A 25,782-nucleotide genomic window follows, 5' to 3' on the forward strand; every position below is an offset into this window, starting at 1 on the left:
AACTTTTTAGTCCAGCGGCTTCATGGTCGGGAACAGCAGCACATCGCGGATAGATGCCGCATCGGTCAGGAACATGACCAGACGGTCGATGCCCATGCCCATGCCGCCCGTGGGAGGCATACCGTATTCCAGCGCATTGATGAAATCCTCGTCCATCATGCCGGCTTCCTCGTCGCCTGCGGCGCGCAGAGCAACCTGACGCTCGAAGCGCTCCTTCTGGTCGATCGGGTCGTTCAGCTCGGAGAATGCGTTGCACAGCTCGCGGCCGTAAATAAAGCACTCGAAGCGCTCGGTCAGACGCGGATCGGACGGCTTGCGCTTTGCCAGCGGAGAGATCTCGACCGGATAATCGGTGATAAAGGTCGGCTGCATGAGGTTTGCCTCGACGTACTCGTCGTAGCACAGCGCCATCAGGTCGCCCCAGCTCTCCTTGCCCTTTTCAATCTCGAGGCCCTTGGCCTTAACGGCCTCCAGTGCCTCTTCCGGCGACAGCGCCATAAAGTCGATGCCGGCGTACTCCTTGACAGCCTCAGCCATCGTCATGCGCTTCCAGCCCTTGGAGAAATCGATCTCCACGCCCTGATACATCACCTTGGTGCTGCCCAGGACCTTTTCGCAGACATGGATTACCATGTCCTCGGTAATATCCATCATGCCGTGGTAATCGGTGTATGCCTGATACAGCTCGATGGTGGTGAACTCCGGGTTATGACGGGTGTCCATGCCCTCGTTGCGGAAAATACGGCCGATCTCGTATACGCGCTCCAGACCGCCTACGATCAGGCGCTTGAGGTGCAGCTCGGTCGCAATACGCAGATACATATCAATGTCCAGCGCGTTGTGGTGGGTGATGAACGGACGAGCCGCCGCACCGCCCGGAATGGTGTTCAGGCACGGGGTCTCAACCTCCATAAAACCGCGGGAATCCATAAAGTTGCGGATCTCGCGCACGATAGCGGAGCGCTTCTCAAAGGTATCGCGTACCTCCGGGTTGACGATCAGGTCAACATAGCGCTGACGGTAACGCATATCGGTATCCTTCAGACCGTGCCACTTCTCCGGCAGCGGTGCAAGGTTTTTGGAGAGCAGCGTCAGCTCGGTTACGGAAACCGAAATCTCACCCTTCTGGGTACGGAATACCTCGCCCTCGATACCGATGATATCGCCGATATCGAACTTCTTGTAGCCCTTGTATACGTCCTCGCCTACGTTGTCGCGCTTGATGTAAAGCTGCAGACGACCGTAGCGGTCGCGCATATCCGAGAAGGAAGCCTTGCCCATGATGCGCTTGGACATCATGCGGCCTGCCAGACGGACGGTCTTGCCTTCCAGCTCGTCAAAATGCTCGTGAATATCGGTGGTATAGTGATCGCGCTCAAAGCGCACCTGCTGGAACGGGTCCTTGCCCGCAGCCTGCAGCTCTGCCAGCTTTTCGCGGCGAATGCGCTTCAGCTCGTGCAGTTCCTCCGCGGTCTGCTCGTGCTGATCCTGCGCCTGATGCTGTTCTGCCATATCTTCCCCATCTTTCATAAAATTTTTGACGGCAGCGCCAAACAACTCGCCTTTATCAAATTGTTTGGTGTTACCTGAAATAGTGACTTCGCTTTTAAATTGCGATAAAGGTAATTTACTTCTCGATCTTGAGGATCTCGTACTTTACAATGCCGATCGGTGCCTCGACCTCAACAACATCGCCGACCTTCTTGCCCAGCATAGCCTTGCCGAACGGAGACTCGTCAGAGATCTTGCCGTCCATCGGATCGGCCTCCTGAGAGCCGACGAAGTGGTACTCCTCTTCCTCGTCCTCCTCGAGATCCTTAACAATAAAGCGGCAGCCGGGAGAAACCTCGTCTGCAGCGTAGCTGTCGCCGGTTACAACGACTGCGTGCTTGATGATCTCCTCAAGCTCGGCAATGCGGGAATACAGCTTGCCCTGCTCGTTCTTGGCTTCATCGTACTCGGCGTTCTCGGACAGGTCGCCGAAGGAGCGTGCTTCCTTCAGCTGCTCTGCAACCTCATCCGCACGGGTAGTTTTCAGATATTCCAGTTCGTCCTTATATGCGTCCAGACTTTCCTGTGTCAGTTTAATTTCTTTTGCCATGTTTGCAAACCCTTCTTACTCAGTGTCATCGGCTTTCGAGCCGTACAGTACATTATATTATAAATTAAGCACCAATGCCATGTCAAGCGATTCGACCATTTTCTGTCCGATTTTCTGCCGGAGCGCTCGATTATCCCACAGTTTCCATCGCTTTTTGAAGCTGCGGATCGGTTTCCGACGTCAGAAAGAAAAAGTTCTGTGTCTGCTCATCGGTCAGCTTCACCTCAATGTCCGGCGCAATGCCGACATCTGCAAGGCTTTTGCCCTTGGGCGTAAAGTATTCCTCAACAGACAGATTGACCGCCGAGCCGTCGCTCAGCTGGTAGGTGCGCTGAGCGCGTCCCTTGCCGGTGGTGTGCGTGCCGACGAGCGTCGCGCGGTCGTACTCCTGCAGGGCTGCCGCGAAGAATTCCGCCGCCGAAATGCTCTGGTCGTCAATGAGCACCGCGATCGGCAGGTCGATGCAGTCCGCATCCGAGGTATAAACGGTCTCCGAGCCGTTTTTCATGCGCAGCGTCATAATGGTGCCCTCGCCGAGCAGCGGGTCGAGTGCCGCGCTCATCTCCTTGACACGGCCGCCGCCGTTGTGGCGCACATCAATGACAAGCGACTGTGCGCCGCTGTCGGTCAGCGACTGCAGCGCCGTCTTGAACTGATCGGCACAGCCGTCGTGGAAATTCTCGATGCGGATGTAGCCGATTTTATCATTCAGCATTTTGCCCCATGCCATCTTCTGCGTGACAACGGCACGCTGCATGGTCAGCTCCTTGGCGGAGCCGTCCGCCTTCTTGACCGTGACGGTCACATCGGTCCCCTCTTTGCCGGAAATCGCACTGATAACCGCGCTCGAGCCGTCCTTTTCAGTCGTCAGATCTCCCGTACCGAGAATGTAATCGCCCTTTTCGATGCCGGCCTTCGCCGCAGGCGAATCATCGTACACGAGCGTAACGCGAATACTCGTCTCGGTGCTCGTCACCGAAACGCCGATGCCGCAGCCCTTGCCCTCACCGCTCATGCGGTAGGCTTCGTAGTTTTCCGCCGGAATATACGACGACCACTTGTCTCCCAGACCGGTAATATAGCCTGCCGCAGCGTAATCCGCAACATTGTCCGCATCCAGCTCACCAACGTATTTGTCCGACACCAGCCGGTCGATCTCGCGCAGCTTTTTTCCGACCTCGTTGGTGTTCCAGCCGGTGGAAATCAGGCAGATGACTGCCGTTATCGCGCCTGCCGCGGCACACATGGTCAGCGCCATCCGCAGAGAGACCTGTCTCTCCCGCAGTTTTTTCATGGTTTGTCCTCCTCCACGAGAAAAGGGAGAGCGTTACACTCTCCCCTTTTATATGATTGCGTCAGTTGAAGTAGCTCATCGGGTTCTGCGTCGAACCGTTTACATATACCTCAAAGTGCAGATGCGGACCGGTCGAGTTGCCGGTGGAGCCTACCAGACCGATGGTCTGACCGGCGGTTACCCTCTGGCCAACCGAAACATGGATGGCAGACTGATGGCCGTAAGCCGTCATGACGCCGCCGCCATGATTGATAACGGTATAGTTGCCGTAGCCGGAAACCCAGCCTGCGGTGGTAACCGTGCCGGATGCAGCTGCTACGATCGGTGTGCCGGTCGGTGCCGGAATATCCTCGCCCTTGTGGAACTTGCGGGTACCGTAGATTGGATGTACACGCCAGCCATAGGCACTCGAATTATTGGTGTAACCCGGAAGCGGCCAGGTGAACGTGCCGCTTGTCAGCGTTGCGCTGCTCAGATTGCCCGCCGAACTGCTGCTCGACGAGGACGAGCTGCCGCCCTTCTTCTTTGCGGCCGCTGCCGCTGCTGCTGCCGCAGCAGCTTCCTTGCGGGACTGCTCTGCGATCTGGTCACTTACGGTGTCCATCTCGCTGGTGATGCGCTCGTACTCGGCCTTCTGCTCCTTCTGGTACGCCTGCAGGCTCTTCTGCAGTGCCTTCTGCTGCTCCTCGCTGGATTTCAGCTCCTCAGCCTTATACTTCAGGTTTTCCTGATACTGTACCTGCTCGTCCTGGGTAGCCTGCAGATCATCGCGCTTCTGCTGAATATCCTCCTTGGCAGCGGTGTACTCCGCTACGATCTTCTTATTATCATCCATGATCGCGGAAACAATCTCCAGACGGCTGAGAAGATCAGAGAAGTTGGACGCGTTCAGCAGAACCTCCAGATAGCTGGTCTCGCCCTGCTCATACGTCGTGCGGACAGTCTCAGAAAAACGCTCCTTCTTGCTGTCCAGCGCCTTGATCGCAGCATCCAGCTCGGTCGTCTTGACGTCGATCTGGTCCTGCAGGCGGTCGATATACGCGGTTACCGTCGTAATTTCTTCTTTGGTGAGCTTGATCTCTTTCTGCAGGGCGGCACGGGTCTTTGCAACCTCATCCACCTTGCCTGCCAGACTATCCAGCTCCGCCTTGACCGATGCCTTCTGATCCTCCAGATCGGACAGCTTGCTTTTCAGTTCCTTACTGCTCACCGCACCGGCATAAACCAGACCGGAGGCGATCATCGAGAACACCATCGCTGCAACCAGGATGCCCGCAATAATGCAGGAGATCAGGCGCACGGTTTTCTTTTTCATCATATTGAAACATTCGCTCCTTTATGCAGTCGTTATACATCCATAAACTTGCGGATACTCGTTACCGAGCCGCCGATGCCGAACAACGCGCCTGCACCGCAGTACACGCCGAGCACCCACCAGCGCAGCACATCGAACGAGAGCAGATGAAACGAGGACAGCGAAACCGTACCTGCCACGTTGTACAGCTCGGTGTACAGACCCCATTCCGCGAGGAAGGCCAGTCCGCCGGCAACCAGACCGAGCACCATGCCTTCGATGACAAACGGCCAGCGGATAAACCAGTTGGTCGCACCGACCATCTTCTGGATGGAGATCTCCTCACGGCGGGCAAACATGGCCAGCTTTACCGTATTAGAGATGATGAAGATCGAGATAACAGCCAGACCGACGATCATAGCTGCCGCGATCATGTTGAACACGCGCTGAATCTGAATCAGCTTGCGGATAACATCCTCATCCGCACGCACGCTTGCAACGCCGTCAACCGCTTCGATTTCCTTGATGGTTGCGTCCGCCTGCATGGAATCACTCAGGGTGAACACATAGCTGTTGCGCAGCGGATTGTTGTCCGCGTTGTAATCATCGAGGATGTCTGCGTCGTCGCCCAGCTCCTTGCGGTACTGCTCCAGCGCGACATCGCGATCCTCGAAGGCGATCGACGCAATGTTGTCAATCTTCTCGAACTGCGTCTGCAGCGTTTTCGCCTCACGCGTGGTAAGCGAATCGTCGATCCAGACTACGATCTGGTTGGACTGCTGCAGTCTCGTAATGTTATTCGTAATGTTGTAGGCCACCAGCGTAACCGTACCTGTCAGCAGCAGGCTTACGACCATGATCACCACGGCCGCCACGGACATGAAGCCGTGCTTGAAAATGTTGCGCAGGCCTTCCTTCCAATAGTAAGCGATTGATCTCATATCTGATAATACCCACCTGTCTGATCACTGATGACTTCACCGTTGTCGATCACAACAACGCGCTTTTCAAATTCGTCTACCAGACCCTTTTCGTGCGTTACGATCAGCACGGTCGTGCCAAGCTCGTTGATCTTTTCAAACAGGGTCATCAGCTCCAGCGAACGCGCAGGATCGAGGTTGCCGGTCGGCTCGTCCGCGATGATGAGGCGCGGGTTGTTGACCAGCGCACGCGCGATTGCGACACGCTGCTGCTCACCGCCGGAAAGATTCATCGGCTTCTCGTGCGCCTTGTCGGCCAGACCGACCAGATCGAGCACATACGGCACGCGCTGCTTGATGGCCTTGCCCTTGGCGCCGATGGCGCGCATGGCAAATGCGACGTTCTCGTAAACGGTTTTGGTGTTGATCAGGCGAAAATCCTGATAGACAACGCCCAATGTACGGCGCAGATACGGAATCTGCCGCTTTTTCATTCTGCCGATATCGTAGTTGTTGACGATAACGCGGCCTTCGCTCGGCCGAACCTCACCGGTCAGCAGCTTGATGATCGTGGTTTTACCCGAGCCGGACGCGCCGACCAGAAAGACAAATTCTCCCTCGTCTACACGCAGACTCGCCTTGTTCACCGCCCGGGTCCCGTTTTCGTAAACCACGGTGGCTTCACTCATTCGTATCACAGGCAATCCTCCTCGGTGCCAACGCAGAAGGCGTGCGAATGCCCCGGATTGGACATTTTCGCCTTCCAGCAAACAAAAAAGACAAAGGTGTAAACATATACACCTTTGTCTATTATAACAGATATCATGTTTATGCGCAAGCCGACAAACTGTGGCATTATTGCACAATTTACGTTTTTTCTGTGTAGATTTTATGAACAGACAACGATTATCTGGTACCTTCTTCGCGGCTTGCAAGGTATTTTCGAACCATGAGCGCTACCTTAAATACGATCGCGTGATCGAACTCACGCAGGTCCAGACCGGTCAGCTTTTTGATCTTCTCAAGGCGGTACACCAGCGTATTGCGGTGTACGAACAGCTTACGCGAGGTCTCGGATACGTTCAGGTTGTTCTCGAAGAACTTCTGAATCGTGAACAGCGTCTCCTGATCGAGCGAGTCGATCGAACCCTTGCGGAATACCTCGGACAGGAACATCTCGCACAGCGTGATCGGCAGCTGATAGATCAGACGGCCAATGCCCAGATTCTCGAAGCTGATGATGTTCTTCTCGGTGTCAAATACCGCACCGACCTCGATTGCGGTCGTAGCCTCCTTGAAGGACTTTGCGATATCCTTCATCTGGGAGGATACCGAGCCGATGCCGATCAGGCACTTGACCGACAGCTCGCTGAGCAGCGTCTCCTCGATAGAGTCTGCCAGCTTGATCAGATCCTTGATCTCACTGCCTGCCTTGACCTCCTTGACAACAACGATGTCCGTCTCGGAGATATGCAGCACGAAATCCTTCTGCTTGTCCGGGAACATGCCGTTTACCACGTCGATCGCAGCAACATCGGCCGGCGCCTGCTGGCGCACGAGGAATACCACGCGCGGCACATCGTTGCCGAAGTGCAGCTCGCGGGACTTGATATAAATATCGCCCGGCAGGATGTTATCCAGAATGATATTCTTTACGAAGGTAGCCTTGTCGTGCTTTTCGTCATACAGCGTCTTGATATTGTTGATCGAAACCGCAACCAGCGAGCAGATGCTGCGCGCCAGCTCGTCCTCGCCCTGTACGAATACGGCGTATTCCAGACGCGACGCACGGTCACCCGTTGTATGATAAGTATAACCGCCGAAACGAACGATCTCGCCGGCGAAGCCCAGCTCAGTGATTGCTTCCTCCCGCATTTCACCGATACGAGGCAGATCGGTACATGCTACAACCGCACCGCTTGCGTCAACAATGCCGATCGTACGATCCACCGTATCCTTCATCTGCAAAACAATCGACTGGAACAATCTCGAAGCCATTTCCATCACCTTTCCCGTCTTTTTCACGCGCCCCGGCGCCTTTCTCCGCATCCGTCCGCCGAAACGCTTACTCCTTATGGCGTTCTCACCGCTAATGGTGATTCTGCCTATGACATTCTTCACAAGAACGCCAAAAGTTCCCTATACATTTTAAGTCATTATATCACATGTCCGCGCATTTTTGTACAAAAAATTCAAAAAAATTTGTAGATTTTTTAAGTTTTTCAGGTTTACGAGGTAAGTTTTTCCAATTCTTCCTGCGTCAGTTCCCGAAATTCGCCGGGCGCGAGTGTTTTATCCAGCCAGAGACCACCCAGCCGCAGACGTTTAAGCGCCGTTACCGTGCCGCCGACTGCCGCGATCATGCGCTTGACCTGATGATATTTGCCCTCTTTAAGCGTCACACGCACGCGCAGCTCCGGTTCAGTCTCGAGGATTTCCAGCTTCGCTGGCTTGCATTCCGTGCCGTCCCGCAGGGTCATGCCCTGTTCAAAACGCAAGACTGCATCCGCTGCCAGCGCGCCGTCCACAACCGCCTCGTACTCCTTTTCGACATGGCGATTCGGACTCATCAGCGCATGGCTGAGCGCGCCGTCGTCCGTGATGAGCAGCAATCCCTCGGTGTCCTTGTCCAGCCTTCCCACCGCAAACAGGCCGCGCCGCAGCTCGTCCGGAAACAGCTCGAGCACGGTATCATGGCGCTCATCGCGGCTTGCCGTGATAACGCCCATCGGCTTGTTGAGCATGTAGTACCGCTGTGCGCGGTAGCGCTGCACGGTGCCATCCACCGCCGTCTGTGACCGGTCGGGATCGACCTTGAACGCCGGATCCTTGTGCACAGTGCCGTCCACCGAGACGCGTCCCGCACGAATGAGCGCCTGCACTTCCTTGCGGCTGCCGCAGTTCAGGTGGGACAGCAATTTGTCCAATCGCATCTGTGGCATTTTGTCCCCTCCGCCAATACATTTCTTTTATAAGGATAACACTTTTTCGCAAATTGCACAATAGCTAAATGCAAAAAAAGTGCAATCCCCCGAAAGTTACCAATAGATACCATAAACCTATGATAACTTTTTCGTTGAATTGCACAGTTATGCAGTTTCCGGAAGTCATTGCCCGCCGCTGTCAGGTCTGCGGCATATCCAGCAGGCCATGCACAAATCCATCCGTCTGTGCGGATGTGATATCCGCTGCGATCAGGCGGTTTCTGCGCACCAAAAGGTTGGCGGTCACGCCCTGCTCTCCGGTAGGATAGGCGGTCAGCGCGTAGGTGTACAGCATAGCGCGCTTGCCCTGATACGGCGTAAGATCCAGTCCCTGCGCCTGCTGGATAGCGTTGTACTGCTCATATACCTCGTCGAAGGTGTCGGGTATCTGCACCTCCTGTGTGCCGACCGGTTCACTCTCCACCGACCATCCGCATGCGGTCAGCAGCGCTACTCTGTCCTCGTTGGTTTTCAGCTTTGCACTGAGCGCTGCACCTTCAGCGCTGACCGCGGTATCCGCCTCTGCCGTTTTCGGCAGCAGCGCTGCCGCGCCGACCAGCACCAGCCCGACCGCCAGCACACCCACTACGATTTTCCTCACCGACACCTTTGCCGCAAAAACGATCATGGCATTGTCCCTCCTGCTTTTGCTTCATTCTATGCGTACAGAAGGCAAAAAAGAACGCCTCCGAGTATTTCTCGGAAGCGCAGCTTGTATCAGTCCAGATTTTTCTTCTTCAGCATCCACCATGCAAAGAAGCAGCCGACCACTGTAATGGCCAGCGGCATCCACCAGACCCAGTCGCCCGGTATCCGTCCTTCACCGATATTCATACCGAAGAAGCCGAACACAATATTCGGAATCGTCATGATGATGGTCAGGATGGTCAAAACCTTCATGATGATATTCAGATTGTTGGAAACGACGGAAGCATAAGCATCCATCGTGCCCGCCATAATGTTGGAATAGATATTCGCCATCTCGATGGCCTGACGGACCTCGATCAGCGCGTCCTCCAGAATGTCGCGATCGTCCTCGTACAGCTTGAGCACGCGGCCGCGCAGCACCTTTTCCATCGTAACCTCGTTGCCCTTGAGGGACGAGGAGAAGTAAACCAGCGATTTACTCAGTCCGAGCAGCTGGATGAGCTCCTCATTTTTGAGGGAGTCGTACAGGCGCTTCTCGATGCGGGTAAAGTCGCGCTCGATCATACGCAGGTTTTTCAGGAACCGGCCCGCGATGCGGAGCAGAATCTGGAACACAAAGCGCGTCTTGAGTGAGGTATGCACGCCCTTTACCGCGCCTTCCGCGATGGAGCGCAGGATGATGCTGTCCTCCAGACAAACCGTGATGACCGCATTCTGCGCCACGACAATACCCATAGGAATGGTGGTAAACATCTGTCCGCCGTCCTCGACCGAACTTTTCTCCACCATCGGGATATCGACGATCATGAGAAGCTGCTCGTCCTCGGTATCGACACGCGAGCTTTCCTCCGGGTCGAGCGCCGCGCGAACAAACTCTTCCTCAACCTGAGCCGCCTGCGCGATCTGCTCCAGCTCGTCCGAGCTGGGATGCACCATGTTGACCCAGCAGCCCTCGGTGAACTCGCTCACTTCTGTGATGCGGCCGTCCACCGTTTTGAAAAATTCAACCATATTATACCGCCTTTCAGCAGCGGCACTCCTCGAAAATGCCACCGCGAGTAATATTCATCTGTCTACTTCCAGGGTCCGTACTCACGGTGATCACTCTCCTTTAATATGGATTTCATTTAAAATTAACCTTCCCATACCTGACAAAACAGCCCTGTTACGGGCTGTTTTGAATAGCTATCGGTTAGATTATCGGTTGTCCTTATCGAAGATGCGCATCAGAACATCAAATGCAGCATCGTCAGAGCCAACATCGGACGACGGCTTGGAAGCGGATGCGCGAGCCGGCTTCTTGTCAGCCGCTGCGGTAGCAGCCTCGGTGAACAGGCCGGTAGAGCCGGAATCCTTGTCCTTATTGCCGTCCATGCTCATTTTTGCGGAGTTCGGAACATTGTCGAAACCGGTTGCGATTACAACAACGCGGATCTCGTCGTCCATGTTCTCGTCGATGAATGCACCGAAGATGATGTGTGCATCCGGATGAGCCGCCTGCTGAACCATGGTAGCCGCAGTCTCAACTTCATCGAGGCCGATATCGTCAGAGCCGATAACGGAAACGATAACGCCGTGAGCCATGTCGATGGAGGTCTCGAGCAGCGGGCTGGAAATTGCCTCGCGTGCAGCCTCTGCAGCCTTGTCCTTGCCTGCAGCGGAGCCGGTGCCGATGTGAGCGAAGCCTGCGTCCTTCATGACGGAGGTAACGTCCGCGAAGTCCAGGTTGATGAAGCCCGGAACGGTGATCAGCTCGGAAATATTCTTAACTGCCTGACGCAGAACGCCGTCAGCGATCTCGAATGCGTTCTTGAAGGTGATCTTCTGCTCGGATACATACTTCAGACGCTCGTTCGGGATGATAACGAGGGAGTCTACGTTCTTGTTCAGCTCTTCGATGCCGCTCAGCGCCTGCTCGAGACGCTTCTTGCCCTCGAATGCGAACGGACGGGTAACAACGCCGACCGTCAGGATGCCCAGCTCACGAGCGATCTGTGCAACAACCGGAGCTGCGCCGGTGCCGGTGCCGCCGCCCATGCCGGCGGTGATAAATACCATATTGGTGTTAGCGAGAGCCGCTGCGATCTGATCCTTGCTCTCCTCAGCAGCCTTGCGGCCGATCTCCGGATTTGCGCCTGCGCCCTGACCCTTGGTCAGCTTCTCGCCGATCTGGATCTTCGTGGTGGCCTGCGAATAATTCAGAGCCTGCATATCCGTGTTGATGGAAACGAACTCAACACCCTGTACACCGTTCTCGACCATGCGGTTTACAGCGTTGCCGCCGCCGCCGCCGACACCGATGACCTTAATGTTTACTACGTTATCCAAGCCCTGTTCAAACTCAAAACCCATTGTCGTTGTCCTCCGTTTTATGATAAAGAATCGTTCTTTGATTATCAATTACCGCGTTTGAGGGCACTTCGCCCCTATTGTTTTAATTTTACCTCGATTTATTCTATTTTGCAACAGGAATTAGCGAATTCCTCAAAAAAAACTTAATCTTTTCCGTGTCTTTCCCGCAAACCGGCGGGCGATACGGAAAAAGGCTGTATTTTTTCGCGTTTTTCCCTGTGTTTTCGGTTATTTTCGCCAGTAGAAGCAGAAAAAACTCAGCCTTCGCCATCGTAGCTGTCGTCATAATAGCTGTCATCGTAATACGATTCGTCGTACGAATCATCGTAGCTGCTGTCATCGTAGGATTCGTCATAGGACGAATCGTCCGAGTAATCCGAATCATCGGAATAATCCGAGTTATCCGAACTGTCCGAGCTGTCGCTGCTCGAATCGGTCGAGTCATCGCCGTTCGTATTGTCAGTCGTACCGACTTCGCCGTCCGGATTGTCGGTCGTACCGACTTCACCGTCCGGATTGGTGTACGCCGGCGAGGTCACCGGATTGTCACCTGCCTGATCGGTACCGGAGCGTGCTACATCCTCCGCCGTCTCCGGCACAAAGTGCAGACGGTTCTGTGCATCCCAGTACAGCCGCCCGATATCCGATGCCGAAAGGCGATCGCTGATAACGGTCTGTGCAAACCGAAGACGGTACGTCAGATCGTCCAGTGAGCCTGCGCGGATGTCGAACCGCTTGTCATAGCCGATGCGCACATCGGTCAGGTCGTTCAGATTGAGGAAGCTCATCTTTTCGAGCAGCCCGGCGGCATCCATGTTCTCCAGCACGTTCAGCATAGCGTCAACGTGTGCATCCGTGCCGGTAGCAAGGAAATCCCCAATCTGCGCATTCAGCGTAACGCCGAGCACGATCGGCAGACCGCCGTCCGCGGCGTTGTTCTCGAGCACCTTGCCGCCCGCACTGATATAAGTGAACGTGTTATCCTCATTCCTCACGGCAGCCGCCGCTGAGCACTCGGTGACAGTCAGCACCAGTCCATCCGGCAGCTTGCGGCGCAGCTGTGCGCTTTCCAGATACGGGAAGCTGTGCATCAGATCGGACAATACGCGGTTTTTGTTCCACAGATAGAGATTATCGCCCTTTTGAACATCCATACCGGCGATCAGCTCCTCCGAGCCGTACTGCTCGGCACCTTCCACCGAAATGGTCTTAACTCTGAAGAACACGGTCATCGCCACCACGGCAGCCGCCAGCACAATGCCGGTCAGCAGCACGCGTCCCAGCACACGAAAGATTTTCCTGCCGCGGCGCTGCTGCTCCATCTGGTCGGGCGTGTGCTTTTTTCGCCTTCTGCGTCTCATCACAGCATCCCTTCTTTGTTACTTCTTGCCATGGTTTTCGATTGCCCAGAGGATCTCCTGATAGATCTTCTCGCTTGCATCGTGCGCCGCCAGCTTTGTCGCGTCATGCCCCATCCGGTGCAGACGGTCGCGGTCGCTCAGCAGATCCTGAATCTCGTCGTACAGCACCTGCGGATTGGCGTCCTTCTCGAGCAGAACACGGCAGCCGCCCTCCTTTTCGAGGGCGCGCGCATTCTTCTCCTGGTGATTCTCCGCCACATACGGAGACGGCACCAGCAGTGCCGGACGGCCGAGCATGCACAGCTCACCGAGGGTAGCCGCACCTGCGCGGCACACGATCAGGTCAGCCGCCGCCATGCGGTCTGCCATGTCGTAGATGTACTCGGTCACTTCGATGTTCGGGTGCGCGTCAAAGTCGGCGCCCTGCTCCTTCGCCATCCTGGGCAGCCACTCACGGGCCGCCGCACCGGTTGCGTGAACATGGTGATAAGGCACGCCGTTTTTGCATTCGAGCGCCAGCTCACCCGCCATGTGCTCATTCATGTACTTTGCACCCATCGAGCCCCAGAAGGATACGACCAGCTGGTCATCATCGGTCAGGCCGAACTTCTCGCGTGCCTTTACGCGGTCCGCCGCCAGAATCTCACCGCGCACCGGCGCACCGGTCAGAATGATCTTATCTCCGCCGCCGAGCAGCTCCTTTGCCTGTTCAAAGCAAACGAGTACGCGGTCCGCGTCCTTTGCGAGCATCTGCGTTACCTTGCCGGGCAGCGCGTTGACCTCGAGCAGCACGGTCGGAATGCCGAGCTGCTGTGCCGCGCGTACCACCGCGAACGACGCATAGCCGCCGCAGCCGATCACGCAGTCCGGCTTGGCCTGCTTCAGCAGCTTTTTCGCCTTGCTGACCGCCGAGACAGCCAGCTTTGCCGCCTTCAGATTGTGCAGAATGCCCTTCGGACTCATCGAACGCGACATGCCGATGATCTCAATGGTGTCCAGCGGATATCCCTCGCGCGGGACCAGCTTATTTTCAATGCCGCGTGCCGAACCAGCAAAACGCACCGTCGTCTGCGGCTGCTTTTTTTCAAAATAGCGTGCAATGGCAAGACCCGGTGTAACGTGACCGCCCGTGCCGCCTCCCGTAATGTACAGTTTCAAAACTGAGTTCCCCTCTCCTGTTTGTTACTTTTCAAATGCAAGGTAGGATCACATGGTCCGGCAAATCCTGTTTACCGGATCATGTGGTACTGCCTGACAGTTTGCTGTCGCGAAACTACCGTTTCGCCGACAAGCAGGAACGGACCGCAGGCCGTTCCTAAGTCGTCCGAAAGTTCCCATACGGAAACTTTCTCCCTCCCAAAGTCAAAAAATCCTGCGCTATCCTTGCGCGGCTTCTCGGCCGCGCTGCGCCGATACATGCTCCCGCTTTTTTGGCATTTGCTATGCAAATGCTATTAAATACGCGCTATTGCGCGAAAAGAGCCAAATTGTTATTTTCTGCTTTTGAACAAACCGAAGGCTGTTTGTATGCTGCAAACAGCCTTGAGGCAACACCACACAATTAAACTGCGGCGCTTTACGGAAATTTTGCGTCCTGATGTCGTTGCATTTTTTTGCAATACATCAAGTATTGCTGCAAAACCGCGCCTAATCAGCACGCAAAATTTACTCGCAAATCGCTCTTGTTCAATTATGTGGTATTGCCTCCATCGGCATAACTTAATCCTGATTTCTTCCGTCAATCCGCATATACCGCGATATATTGAGCAGGATGCCCATCTCGCCGAGCTGCAGCAACAGCGCTGTGCCGCCATAGCTGAAAAACGGCAGAGCCGCACCGGTTACCGGCATGATGCCGGTGACAACGAACAGGTTCATCAGCGTCTGGATAGCCAGCTTGGCGGTGATGCCGGTCGCCAGAAGACTGCCGAATTTATCCGGTGCATAGCGCGCCACGCGGAATCCGCGGTAAATGAGGTACGCGAACAGCAGAATGACCAGCAGAGCGCCGATCAGACCCATCTCCTCGCACCAGGTGGCAAAGATAAAGTCGTTATGCGGCTCCGGCAGGTACAGCTGCTTCTGCAGGCCGTTGCCGAGTCCGCGGCCGAGCAGACCGCCCGAGCCGATGGCGATCTGGCTCATCGAGCCTTGCAGACCTTTGTCCGCCATATCCGAAAACGGATTGAGCCAGACTTCAAAACGTGTTCGTACATGCGGAAACGCAATGTAGAACGCTGCAACCGCGCCTGCACCCAGTCCCAGAATCGGCGCAAAGTACCACAGGCGCATGCCGCCTGCCAGCAGGATGATAACGCCGATACCACAGATGATTACCATCGCCGAGGTATGCGGCTCCAGGTACAGCAGACCGATGTACATCGCCAGCAGCAGACCGTACGGCTGCACCATGGTCTTGACGCTGCGCACGCTCTTCGGGTCACGCGCCACCCAGTAGGAAAAGCAGATGATGACCGTCAGCTTTGCGATCTCGGACGGCTGAAAGCCGAACAGCCAGCGGCGTGCATTATTGATCGATGTGCCGATGCCCGGTATCGCAACCAGAATCAGCAGCGCGACCGATATCCACATGATGATGTTGTGAATGCCCGCGTACATGCGGTACGGAAACTTGGAAAGTGCAATCATAGCCGCAAGACCGATCGCGGCGAAAATGCCCTGACGCATGATAAAGTATGTCGCACTGCCCTTGTAGAACATCGCGTTGGTATAGCTTGCCGAGAACAGCGCGATCAGACCGGTGATCAGCAGCAGCAGCACCGAGAAGAACACACCGGTATCCCAGATGTGCGCCTTCATGCTGCGCATGCGTCTGCGCTTCGGCTTTGCGGTGCCGGTACGGTAACGCTCCTGCGGCACCGGCTCCCGCGAAGGACGCGCCGGTTTGCCGCTCGGCGCATTCCGCGGCATGGGACGGCGCGACGCCGGCCGGTACTGCGGATTCGTCTTTCCAGTTGTCGAAGCCATAGGGTTACCTCCGAATTACGAATTAAAACAGCGGTGCGAGTGCCACATGGTATGCCAGCAGGCACAGCACAACCGTGATGCCGGTGAATACCAGCACGATTTTCTTCTCGCCCCAGCCGCACATTTCAAAGTGGTGGTGGATCGGCGCCATCTTGAACAGGCGCTTGCCGTGGGTCGCCTTGAAGTAGGTGACCTGCAGGATAACAGACAGCGTTTCGATGATGTAAATCAGGCCGACCAGCAGCAGGATGAGCGGCATTTCACACGCAAATGCCAGACCCGCAACCGCACCGCCGAGGAACAGCGAGCCGGTATCGCCCATGAACACCTTAGCCGGGTTGAAGTTATAGCGCAGGAAGCCCAGCAGCGCACCCGCGAGTGCCGCCGAAAAGATCACAACGCCCATGTCTCCGCGGCGGAAGCCGACGAACACGAAGAAGATGGCAACCGGCAGCGTAACGCTTGCCGCCAGACCGTCGATGCCGTCGGTCAGATTGACGGCGTTGTCCGCGCCGACGATAACGAACGCCGCGAACACGATATACAGCGGCCACGGCCAGCTGAACGAAATGCCTGTGAACGGAATCCACAGCTGCGGCAGACCGCTCGACCCCAGGAACAGTACGAGGATGAACACGCCGGCAACCAGAATCTGGAGCACCAGCTTCTGCTTCGGGGTCAGACCCGCGTTTTCCTTTTTCTTGATCTTGGCGTAGTCATCGACCAGACCGACCGCACCGTAGGCCACGGCAAGGCCGAGCACCGCCAGCGACGAGACCGAAATCTCACCCATCACGATATTGCCGATAATGACTGCCGCCGCGATACCGATAATGAACATAAAGCCGCCCATTGTCGGGATATTCTGTTTGTTCATGTGCCATTTCGGTCCGATTTCGAGAATCTTCTGACCGAATTTCATTTTTCGCAGATAGTTGATGACCGCCGGACCGATAGCCAGCGTAATCACCAGTGCGATCGCGAAAACAAGCACAGCCTGTTTCATGCTTCAACTTCCTCCCCTAAAAACATTGCAAGTGCGCGTTCCATGCGCATGCCGCGGCTGCCCTTGAACAGCAGCGCGTCTCCTTTTTTCGCGTCCTCGCGCAGTGCCGCGACAAGTGCGGTCTGATCGTCGAACGCATACGCATGCTCCATGCCCTTCTCCTTGGCACCGGCTACCATGGCCGCTGCATCCGGACCGTAGGCGTACAGGGCGTCCGCGTACTGCGCCGCCGCACGACCGGCACGGCGATGACCTTCCTCGGCGTAATCGCCAAGCTCGAGCATCGAGCCGAGAACCGCAAACCGGCGTCCGTTCCCGGCCATGCCGCCGAGCACGGACAGCGTAGCCTCCATCGCATCCGGACTTGCGTTGTAGCAGTCCGCATAGATTTGGTAGCCATCCTGCTCATAGATGTTCTGGCGCATGCCGCTCGCCTGATAGCTGACAAGTCCCTGCGCGATCAGCTCGGGTGTTTCACCGAGCAGCAGACCGACGGCTGCCGCCGCCAGTGCATTGAGCACGTTATGCTTGCCCGGAATACTCAGCTTCGCGGTGAATTTCTCTCCGACCGGCAGGTACGCCGCGGCAAGACCGTTATTTACTATATCAAATGTACCGTCGCTGTGCAAGTCCGCAGTAAGGTCGCAGGCGGAATTTTTGATGCCATAAGTTACCACCTTGCAGCCGAGGCTCTCGCGTTTGTCCCACAGAAGCGGCTCATCGCCGCAGAGAACAGCCGCGCCGCCCTCCTGCAGACCCTCGAGAATCTCCAGTTTGGCCTTGCAGATGCCCTCACGCGAGCCGAGAAACTCGATATGCGAGGTGCCGATGTTGGTGATAACCGCCAGATTCGGCTTGGCAGCCGCCGTCATGCGGGAAAGCTCACCGAAATGGTTCATGCCCATCTCTGCTACCAGCACTTCGGTATCCCTGGTCATACGCATGAGCGTCAGCGGCAGACCGATCTCATTGTTCAGGTTGCCTTCTGTCTTCTGTGCGCGGAAGCCCTGCGAGAGAACGGCATACAGCAGCTCCTTGGTGGTGGTCTTGCCGACCGACCCTGTTACGCCGACGACCTTGCCGCCGCACATCGTGCGGTAGCCGCCCGCGAGGTCGAGCAGCGCCTGCGAGGTGTTCTCAACGTACAGCGCCGGCACCGGATATTCCTCGTTTTCTCGATGGCTCATCACGGCGGCCGCGCCGTTCTCGATCGCCTTGCCGATGAAATCGTGCGCGTCAAACCGCTCGCCCTTGATCGGCAGGAACAGCGCCTCCGGCGGGATCTGCCGCGAATCGGTCGTGACCGCCGTCAGAGCCGCCTCACCCTTCGCTTCGCCGTGTGTCCATGCCGCCGCCTGCGCTAATGTAAATCGTTCCATGCCGTTTCCCCCAATAATTATCAAATCTCGCCGCTGCTTGCAGCGGCTTACATTAAGACAGGTTTTCCTTTCGGAAAACCGTGTCTTTGTTCCCGTCCGCAGACGACCATGTGCTTGCACATGGTATTCAATTAGAAATTGCCTGCAATTTCATAAAAACCGGGAGCATGTATCGCGCAGCGCGGCAACAAAGCCGCGCAAGGATAACGCTTGGTTTTTATTCCCCGACCCAGCCGCCTTGGGGCGCAGCGCGGCAGCAAAGCCGCGCAAGGATAGCGCCGAGCGTCATTCGGGTTTCGGAGAACGGTTTCCTTAGGAACCGTTCTCCGTAGATAGGGGACTTTTGAAGTCCCCTATTACGCGAAATATTCCGCTACAATCTCGCGTTCATCCATGTGGTGCTTAACGTGGTTTACTTCCTGATAGGTCTCATGTCCCTTGCCCATCAGCACAATGATATCGTCCTTCTGTGCGTGTGCAAGTGCCCAGTGGATCGCCTCCGGACGATCGACAATGACCTGCATCGGCGTATCCGAATCCTTCATGCCCTCGAGAATGTCATCGATGATGGCCTTCGGCTCCTCGGTGCGCGGATTATCGCTCGTTACAACGCAGAAATCCGCGAGGTCAGCCGCAATGCGACCCATCTTCGGGCGCTTGGTGCGGTCACGGTCGCCGCCGCAGCCGAACAGAGCAACAACACGGCCCTTTGCAAAGCCGCGAACGGCCTTGAGCACGTTCTCCACGCCGTCCGGCGAGTGTGCGTAGTCGATAAGCACGGTGTAATCCGTATCGGTCGGCACGACCTCAACACGGCCCTTGACGCCGGTTGCAGTTGCCATGGACTTCGCCGCATCCGCAAGCGGCATGCCGAGCTGCAGCACGATACCGAGCGCGGTCAGTGCATTCTCGACCGAGAAATGACCCGGAATCGGCAGCTTGACATCTGCCTTTTCGCCCTGATACTGTGCGGTGAACTCCACGCCGTCCGCGTGCAGCTGCAGGTCGGTCGCTTCGAGATCGGCCTCCGGCTTGCCGCAGGAGAACGTCATGCACGGGCACTTTGCGTCCGCGAGCATCTTCTCTGCCGCAGCATCATCCAGATTGATAACGCCCTTCTTGCTGATGGAGAACAGCAGCGCCTTTGCCTTGCGGTACTCCTCCATGGTCTTGTGGAAATCGAGGTGATCCTGCGTCAGATTGGTGAACGCGCCTACCGCAAACGGAATGCCGTGTACGCGGTCAAGCACCAGGGAGTGCGAGGAAACCTCCATGATCACATGCGTGCAGCCTGCGTCTCTCATGCGGGCAAACAGTGCGTGCAGCTCGTAGGATTCCGGCGTGGTGCGCTCGGTTTCGATCACTTCATCACCGATGAGGTTCTGGTTGGTGCCGATCAGACCCACCTTGTGGCCTGCGTCCTCAAGCATGTGCTTGACGAGGTAGGTCGTGGTGGTCTTGCCGTTGGTGCCGGTCACACCGAGCATGACCATGCTCTCTGCCGGATGACCGAAGCGGTTTGCCGCAATCTCAGCCAGCGCGATGCGGGAATTCTCCACAACGACTGCGGGGACGCCCTCCGGCGCCTCCTCGCAGACAACGGCTGCCGCGCCCTGCTCCATCGCCTTGGCGATGTACTTGTGGCCGTCGGTCGCGTAGCCGCGGATGGCTACAAACAGGTCGCCCGGCTGTACCGCGCGGGAGTCGTAACGCACTTCCTTGATGTCAATATCCTGCGCAGCAGTGCTGTTTTTCACTGCTACATTCTTCAAAAGTTCCTGTAATTTCATAATTTCCTCCTATCGGTCGTTGACCGTCGTTGTATCGGAAAATTCTACCGTGACAACCGCACCGAGGCTTACCTTGGTACCGGCCTCCGGACTCTGCTTAGTCGCGGTAGTATCGCCTGTGATCTGCGCGGACGAAACACCCTTCTGCTTGAGGTACAGACCGTACTCCTCCAGCGTATCGCGGCACTCATCCGGCGACATGCCGGACAGATCGGGCACTTCCACGGCCTCAGTCGGCTTTTCCTCGCCCATGTAGACGATAACCTTGCCGCTGGCCGCAATGCGCATGCCTGCATTCGGCACCTGATCGGTGACGGTATCGCCGTCGCCCTTGATGATGCAGTCAAAGCCTGCGTCGGACAGCGTGGAAATCGCATCGTCGCGCGTCTTGCCGGATACACTCGGTACGGTCAGCTCGCGGCGGTCGCTCTCGCTGTCGTCATAGACCGGCGTAATGCCGATATACGGCAGCACATCCTCCATGATGCGGCCGACAACCGGAGCGGCGATCGTACCGCCGGCATGCGTTGCGGATTCCGGCAGGTCGTTGATGGCGACCAGAACCGCGATCTGCGGGTCGTCCATCGGCGCTACGCCGATGAAGGAGGCCGTGTAGCGGTCCTCGGTATCGAGCACCTTGCCGTCACTGTCGTACTCGGGCAGGATCTCGGACGTTGCGGTCTTGCCGCCGATGCGGTAGCCCGAAACATAGGCATTCTTGCCGGTGCCGTTGGCTACGACCTGCTCCATCGCCTCGCGCATATATGCGGAGGTGTCCTCGGAAACGACCTGACGGACGATTTCGGTTTCGTTGGTGGACTTGACCGAGCCGTCGCCGTTCAAGACTTCCTTGACGACATACGGCTTTTTCAGCTTGCCGTCGTCCACGATGGCGCAGACCATGTTGATCATCTGGATCGGCGTTACCGTGAAGCGCTGGCCGAACGATGCCGTCGCCAGTGCGACCTCGTTCCAGTCGCTGACCACATCGGTCTGGTGGAACTGGCCCTTGCCCTCGCCGGGCAGGTCGATGCCGGTCTTTTCGGTCAGGCCGAACGCCTTGTAAAAGTCATAGAAACGCTCCATGCCCACGCTCTGCGCAATCTGCATCATCGCTACGTTGCAGGAATTCATCAGGGCTTCGGTCAGCGTCTGCATGCCGTGGCCGCTTGTGTTTGCACACTTGATCTCCCAGTTCTCCACCTGCAGGGAGCCGCCGCAGTAGTAGGTATCCTCGGCATGGGTAGCACCCAGATCATACGCGGTGGAGACCGTCATCAGCTTGAAGGTGGAGCCCGGCTCGTAGTTATCCGCGATAACCGGATTGCGCCAGGTTTTCATCAGGATATTCACGCGGGCGCTGCCCAGCGCATCTACCAGATCGGAATTGTCATGAATCGCCTCCGGCAGATTGTCCAGACCGCCTTCCGTATACCATGCATCCGGAATTTCGACCTTGACGTTCTCTTCCTTGAGGATTTTCGCAACATTTTTCTTGAGTTCGTTGATATACTTTTCGCTCGTCAGCTTGTAGGCATCGTTCGGATCAAAGTCCGGCAGGTTGGCCATTGCCAGTACCTCACCGGTCTTGACGTTCATAACGATGCCGGAAACGCCGTCTCGCGCCTCCGGATTGTCGGCAAGTGCGGTCTCGAGGTGCTTTTCCAGATAGTTCTGGATATCGCTGTCGATGGTCAGCACAAGAGAGTTGCCGTCGGTCGCCGGAATGTACTGCTGGGTTTCCGGCATAATGTCCTTATTCTGTGCATTCTGCACGCGGACCAGTCGTCCGGCGGTGCCGGCCAGTTCATCGTTGTACTCGGATTCCAGACCGTATGCGCCGTTGTTGTCGCTGCCGACGTATCCCAGCACCGCAGACAGGAAGGCGCCATGCTGATAGTACCGCTTGGTATCCGGCTCGGAGTAGACGCCGGTGCAGTCTGCCGCTTCGAGCTTCTCATCCAATTCCTTGGATACGTCCTTATCGACCTTCTGCGCGATAATTTCGTACTGCGAGTTCGTCTTCTGGATCTTTTCCATCACGGTATCGTAATCAACAGCCAGCGTTTCGGACAGGATGGTCGCAAGCGTCTGCTGCTGACTTTCCGCCGTGATGCCCTTCTTGACCTTGCTCTCGTCCACAACGGCCTTCGGATCGACCGTAATGCGCTCTACGGCGGCGGATTCAGCCAGAACCTGCATATTCGCGTCGTAGATCTTGCCGCGGTTGGGCGTGATGAACGTGTCGCGCGTCTGAAGCGCCGTCGCCTGCTGCACATAGAAATCGTGATTGAATACCTGCATATACAGCAGCCGCACGCCTACCAGCCCGAAACCGATCAGTGCAAACAGCACGGTCAGCCCGCGGATACGCGTGCGCATTTGATGGTTGGGTCCCTTAACTGCCATTTAGTCAGCCTCCATATTGTTCCTGAAAAAGCGTAAGGAGTCAGAAGTTATCCACCTCTCACTCCCCTGTACGCATTGTATTCAACTGCTTATCGGATATATTCCACAAGTGCGGAAAAGCGCGCTGCCAGTGCGCTCCACAGACCGCGCAGCGTCATGCTGTCGTCTGCAACGGTGACAAGATCCGGATTGGTCAGCTCCACATATTCGATCTGCGAATTGTCCAGCTTTATCATTCCGAGCGTGTCCGTGGCGTACTGCTCTACCTCATCCATGTTCATGCTGTTCATCTGCTTGGTCGTCAGAGAAACATTCTCCGACTGCAGCTCGCTGAGCAGGTCGCTCTGCTCACTCGCTTCTGCGGTAAGCTGGGTCAGCTGCATCTGGCAGAACAGGATAAACGCCGCCGTGATTGCCACCAGAAAAATGCACGGGTACACGCCCTGCATCACAGCAGGCTTGCGGCGGTGCTTCTTTTTCTTGACCGGTGCTGCCGCTACCTGCAGATGGCGTTTCGGCTGTACCTCGCGCTGTGCAGGAACCTGATCTTCATATTTTCTTGCCGCGTTGTTCCTGCCAGAAGCCATCTTGCGCTTTCCTTTCTTTTGAATTTGCTTTTTCGGTTTAGATTTTTTCACAAACCCGGAGCTTCGCGCTTCGGGCGCGCGGATTCTCCTCAATTTCCCTTTCGTCCGGCAGAATCGGCTTGCGCGGCGTCAGCCGAACCTTCGGCTTTTTGCCGCAGATGCATACCGGAAAGTCCTTCGGACAGGTGCAGCCCTGTGCCGCCTGCTGAAAAGCCGCCTTGACGATGCGGTCCTCCAGGCTGTGGAAGGTGATGACCGCCAGTCTGCCGCCCGGATTGAGACAGTCGATGGCTTTTTCCATCGCTTCCCGCACGGCACCCAGCTCATCGTTTACCGCAATGCGGATCGCCTGAAAGCTGCGCTTCGCCGGATGCTGCTTTTCGCGCAGTGCTTTCGCGGGCATGGCGCCCTTGATCACACGGACAAGCTCCAGCGTGGTCTCAATCGGCTTGTCTGCGCGTTCGCGCTCGATCGCCGCTGCGATCAGCGGTGCGTAGCGCTCCTCGCCGTACTCAAACAGAATGCGGCGGATCTCCTCGCGGCTCCAGCCGTTTACCACATCATACGCGGTCAGCTTCTGCTGCCGGTCCATGCGCATATCGAGCGGCGCATCCTGCATATAGGAAAAACCACGCTCGGCATGGTCCAGCTGCGGAGAGGAAACGCCGAGGTCGAACAGAATGCCATCCGCACCTGCAAGTCCCTGCCCTTCGAGCACCTTGTCGATATCGCGGAAGTCGCTCTTGACCGGTGTGACACGCTGCCATACATCCTTGAGGCGGTCCTTCGCGTTTTCGAGTGCTTCGTCATCTCTGTCAATACAAATCAAACGGCCGGTATCATGCAAACGCTCCGCAATGCGGAGCGAGTGACCGGCGCCGCCGGTCGTGGCGTCCACATAAACGCCGTCCGGCTTGATCTGCAGAGCCTCAAGGCAAGGCTCAAGCAAAATGGATACATGATGAAATTCCATAGTTCCCTGCCCTTTTGTTAAAAATCAATATCTTCTACGTCCGCGGCAACAACCTCCGCGTCGATCTCGTCATTGTAAGCGCGCCACTTGTCGCTGTTCCAGATTTCCGCGTGGTCGAGCTGACCGATCACGGTAACATCCTTCTGCAGCTCCGCAAAGGTACGCAGGTTTGCGGGAATGAGGATGCGGCCCTGTGCGTCGAGCTGTGCATCGAACGCATTGGCGAAGTAGTAGCGCTTGACGCGTCTTGCCTTTTCGCCGTTGCCGAGCGTGCGGATCTTGTCCTCCAGACGCTTCCATTCCGCTTCCGGATAGACGGACAGACAGCCATCGAGGCCCTTGGTGACCGTGAAGTGCTCGCCGAGCTCCTCGCGCAGCTTGGCCGGCATTGCCAGACGACCCTTAGCGTCTATGGAATGCTTGTATTCGCCCTTCACTCATTCACACCTGCCCTTCCGCTTTGGTGGAATTTGTGACACTTTACCCCACATCTCTCCACCTTGATTTTATTATAGCGGTACGGAGAATAGATTGCAAGATATTTTTTGCATTATTGCACGAAAAATTCGGGCGTTTTTCTTGCAAATTTTATAGTTTTCGCAATTTTTGCGAACAGTTGTTCGATTGTGTTCGCGTGCGGTGTTTTCCTGCATTTTACTGTGAAGTGGAGAGTTATCCCAAAGTTTATCCACAGAGTGTGTATTTTTGTGCAATTTCAGCCGGACATTTTTCAGCCCGGTGGCGCAAAGTGGGTGTGAGGTTCTCTTTTTCGGCGTTGGTGGTGAGGAGTGGGTGAGGGGGTGGTGCAGACAAGGTGACGGCTGTTATCAAATAAAATTCGCAGGTGCCGTCCGCAACAACGCGTAAGCGAATTGTGCGGCACTGTCATGCCGCACCCAGCGTAGAGTTGCCGATATGTGTAGCAGTACGCTGTCTGTGAACTGCAAATTTTTCACGAAGGGCACGCAACGGTAACCCAACTGCCGTTCCTCTATTTCGCAGCGGTCGCCGCTCTCTGGTTTGCGCCAGACTCTCTTAGGAAAGGGGTGATTCACAAGAGGGTGGAAACCTTGGTGTCTACCCTCTTGTGCGCCCGCCGCGCAGGCAAGAACCGTTCGCCTATCCGGCGAAAAACTCCCGCCCGTTAGAAACGAACACGCTCACGCAGTTCGTGTCTCCCAGTCACCCTGTGCCGAGAAAGGCTGCGCAGAATTCCCGTTGTGCCGGTACCGCAAAGAACACGAAAAAGCAGCCACCCGAAGGTGAACTGCACCCCATTTGTTAGACAGTATGGTATACTATCTAACAAGTGGGGTGTTTTGCTATGCCAAAAGGAGTACCAAACAAACGATATACGCCGGAATTCAAGAAGCTGGTGATCGAAACCATGCAGGAAGAGGAATTGAGTTACAGCGAAACCTGCCGACGATTTGATGTAAACAGCAGAGATCAGATCAAATCATGGGAGCGAATCTACCTGGAGGAAGGGCCGGAAGGCTTTGCCGTTGAACGGCGTGGCCGCAGCAGTAAGGGTCGTCCGCCAAAGCAGTTGCCGAAGCAGGTAGAAGAAGATCTGCTGGCAGAGGTTCAGCGGCTGCGTGCGGAGGTAGACTACCTAAAAAATTTGCAAGCCTTGGTTTTGGAAGACGAGCGACGCCAGCACAAAAAACGCTGGTAGTTCAAAAGCTAAGGCAAA

The 25,782-nt window shown here is 56.1% G+C and carries 22 protein-coding genes; 1 reads left to right on the forward strand and 21 read right to left on the reverse strand.

All coding sequences use genetic code 11. The annotated features are described in order from the left end of the window. Positions 1–6: 6 nt before the first annotated feature. The 21 genes from lysS to mraZ all read right to left on the reverse strand — a co-directional run bounded on the left by lysS (position 7) and on the right by mraZ (position 24,523). Positions 7–1,530 (reverse strand): lysine--tRNA ligase, encoded by a 1,524-nt coding sequence (lysS, locus tag C7386_RS05580; RefSeq protein ID WP_417188751.1) that lies wholly within the window; start codon positions 1,528–1,530, stop codon positions 7–9. Between the two features lie 97 nt (positions 1,531–1,627). Further along, the gene (gene greA, locus C7386_RS05585; RefSeq protein ID WP_110436347.1) at positions 1,628–2,101 is read right to left on the reverse strand and encodes a transcription elongation factor GreA; all 474 of its coding nucleotides are present in this window, start codon (positions 2,099–2,101) and stop codon (positions 1,628–1,630) included. Positions 2,102–2,231: 130 nt separating this feature from the next. Next, a complete protein-coding gene (locus C7386_RS05590; protein WP_116704992.1) occupies positions 2,232–3,395 on the reverse strand; it encodes a S41 family peptidase in 1,164 nt (387 codons plus the stop codon). Positions 3,396–3,456: 61 nt separating this feature from the next. Further along, entirely contained in the window at positions 3,457–4,713 is a 1,257-nt protein-coding gene (locus C7386_RS05595) for a murein hydrolase activator EnvC family protein (protein ID WP_116704993.1), read from the reverse strand. A gap of 29 nt (positions 4,714–4,742) precedes the next feature. After that, complete coding sequence (ftsX, locus tag C7386_RS05600) at positions 4,743–5,630, reverse strand: permease-like cell division protein FtsX (RefSeq protein WP_116704994.1); 888 nt, start codon at positions 5,628–5,630, stop codon at positions 4,743–4,745. Then, on the reverse strand, positions 5,627–6,307 hold the full coding sequence (gene ftsE, locus C7386_RS05605) for a cell division ATP-binding protein FtsE (protein WP_110436343.1): 681 nt from the start codon (positions 6,305–6,307) through the stop codon (positions 5,627–5,629). Before ftsE ends, ftsX begins: the two co-directional genes overlap by 4 nt. Before the next feature lie 208 nt (positions 6,308–6,515). Further along, positions 6,516–7,607 (reverse strand): PucR family transcriptional regulator, encoded by a 1,092-nt coding sequence (locus C7386_RS05610; protein ID WP_110437201.1) that lies wholly within the window; start codon positions 7,605–7,607, stop codon positions 6,516–6,518. A gap of 230 nt (positions 7,608–7,837) precedes the next feature. Next, a complete protein-coding gene (locus C7386_RS05615) occupies positions 7,838–8,551 on the reverse strand; it encodes a pseudouridine synthase (protein ID WP_207655849.1) in 714 nt (237 codons plus the stop codon). A 181-nt stretch (positions 8,552–8,732) separates the two neighbouring features. Beyond that, the gene (locus C7386_RS05620) at positions 8,733–9,221 is read right to left on the reverse strand and encodes a DUF4830 domain-containing protein (protein WP_116704995.1); all 489 of its coding nucleotides are present in this window, start codon (positions 9,219–9,221) and stop codon (positions 8,733–8,735) included. An 89-nt stretch (positions 9,222–9,310) separates the two neighbouring features. Next, positions 9,311–10,252, reverse strand: a complete 942-nt coding sequence (locus tag C7386_RS05625; protein WP_116704996.1) for a magnesium transporter CorA family protein — start codon at positions 10,250–10,252, stop codon at positions 9,311–9,313. A gap of 186 nt (positions 10,253–10,438) precedes the next feature. Beyond that, positions 10,439–11,593, reverse strand: coding sequence for a cell division protein FtsZ (gene ftsZ / locus C7386_RS05630; protein WP_110436340.1), 1,155 nt, complete (start codon positions 11,591–11,593; stop codon positions 10,439–10,441). Between the two features lie 257 nt (positions 11,594–11,850). After that, positions 11,851–12,954, reverse strand: coding sequence for a cell division protein FtsQ/DivIB (locus C7386_RS05635; RefSeq protein ID WP_110436339.1), 1,104 nt, complete (start codon positions 12,952–12,954; stop codon positions 11,851–11,853). An 18-nt stretch (positions 12,955–12,972) separates the two neighbouring features. Further along, entirely contained in the window at positions 12,973–14,112 is a 1,140-nt protein-coding gene (gene murG, locus C7386_RS05640) for an undecaprenyldiphospho-muramoylpentapeptide beta-N-acetylglucosaminyltransferase (protein ID WP_110436338.1), read from the reverse strand. A gap of 561 nt (positions 14,113–14,673) precedes the next feature. Continuing rightward, entirely contained in the window at positions 14,674–15,942 is a 1,269-nt protein-coding gene (locus C7386_RS05650) for an FtsW/RodA/SpoVE family cell cycle protein (protein WP_116704998.1), read from the reverse strand. 22 nt (positions 15,943–15,964) lie between these two features. Continuing rightward, complete coding sequence (gene mraY, locus C7386_RS05655) at positions 15,965–16,948, reverse strand: phospho-N-acetylmuramoyl-pentapeptide-transferase (protein WP_110436336.1); 984 nt, start codon at positions 16,946–16,948, stop codon at positions 15,965–15,967. Beyond that, positions 16,945–18,327, reverse strand: a complete 1,383-nt coding sequence (locus C7386_RS05660; RefSeq protein WP_116704999.1) for a UDP-N-acetylmuramoyl-tripeptide--D-alanyl-D-alanine ligase — start codon at positions 18,325–18,327, stop codon at positions 16,945–16,947. The genes mraY and C7386_RS05660 overlap by 4 nt, the downstream gene beginning before the upstream one ends. A 356-nt stretch (positions 18,328–18,683) precedes the next feature. Beyond that, complete coding sequence (locus C7386_RS05665) at positions 18,684–20,117, reverse strand: UDP-N-acetylmuramoyl-L-alanyl-D-glutamate--2,6-diaminopimelate ligase (protein WP_116705000.1); 1,434 nt, start codon at positions 20,115–20,117, stop codon at positions 18,684–18,686. Between the two features lie 9 nt (positions 20,118–20,126). Further along, entirely contained in the window at positions 20,127–22,526 is a 2,400-nt protein-coding gene (locus C7386_RS05670; RefSeq protein WP_116705001.1) for a penicillin-binding transpeptidase domain-containing protein, read from the reverse strand. A gap of 89 nt (positions 22,527–22,615) precedes the next feature. Beyond that, complete coding sequence (locus C7386_RS05675) at positions 22,616–23,113, reverse strand: hypothetical protein (protein ID WP_110436332.1); 498 nt, start codon at positions 23,111–23,113, stop codon at positions 22,616–22,618. A 37-nt stretch (positions 23,114–23,150) separates the two neighbouring features. Then, positions 23,151–24,086, reverse strand: coding sequence for a 16S rRNA (cytosine(1402)-N(4))-methyltransferase RsmH (rsmH, locus tag C7386_RS05680; protein ID WP_110436331.1), 936 nt, complete (start codon positions 24,084–24,086; stop codon positions 23,151–23,153). Positions 24,087–24,103: 17 nt separating this feature from the next. Further along, positions 24,104–24,523, reverse strand: coding sequence for a division/cell wall cluster transcriptional repressor MraZ (mraZ, locus tag C7386_RS05685; protein WP_227600590.1), 420 nt, complete (start codon positions 24,521–24,523; stop codon positions 24,104–24,106). Positions 24,524–25,410: 887 nt separating this feature from the next. Between mraZ and C7386_RS05690 the strand changes: the two genes are divergently transcribed. After that, positions 25,411–25,764 carry a helix-turn-helix domain-containing protein gene (locus C7386_RS05690; protein ID WP_116705002.1) on the forward strand — a complete coding sequence of 118 codons (354 nt, stop codon included), beginning with the start codon at positions 25,411–25,413 and terminating at the stop codon, positions 25,762–25,764. Positions 25,765–25,782: the final 18 nt, after the last annotated feature.

The organism is Agathobaculum butyriciproducens (assembly GCA_003096535.1).
GTDB lineage: Bacteria > Bacillota > Clostridia > Oscillospirales > Butyricicoccaceae > Agathobaculum > Agathobaculum butyriciproducens.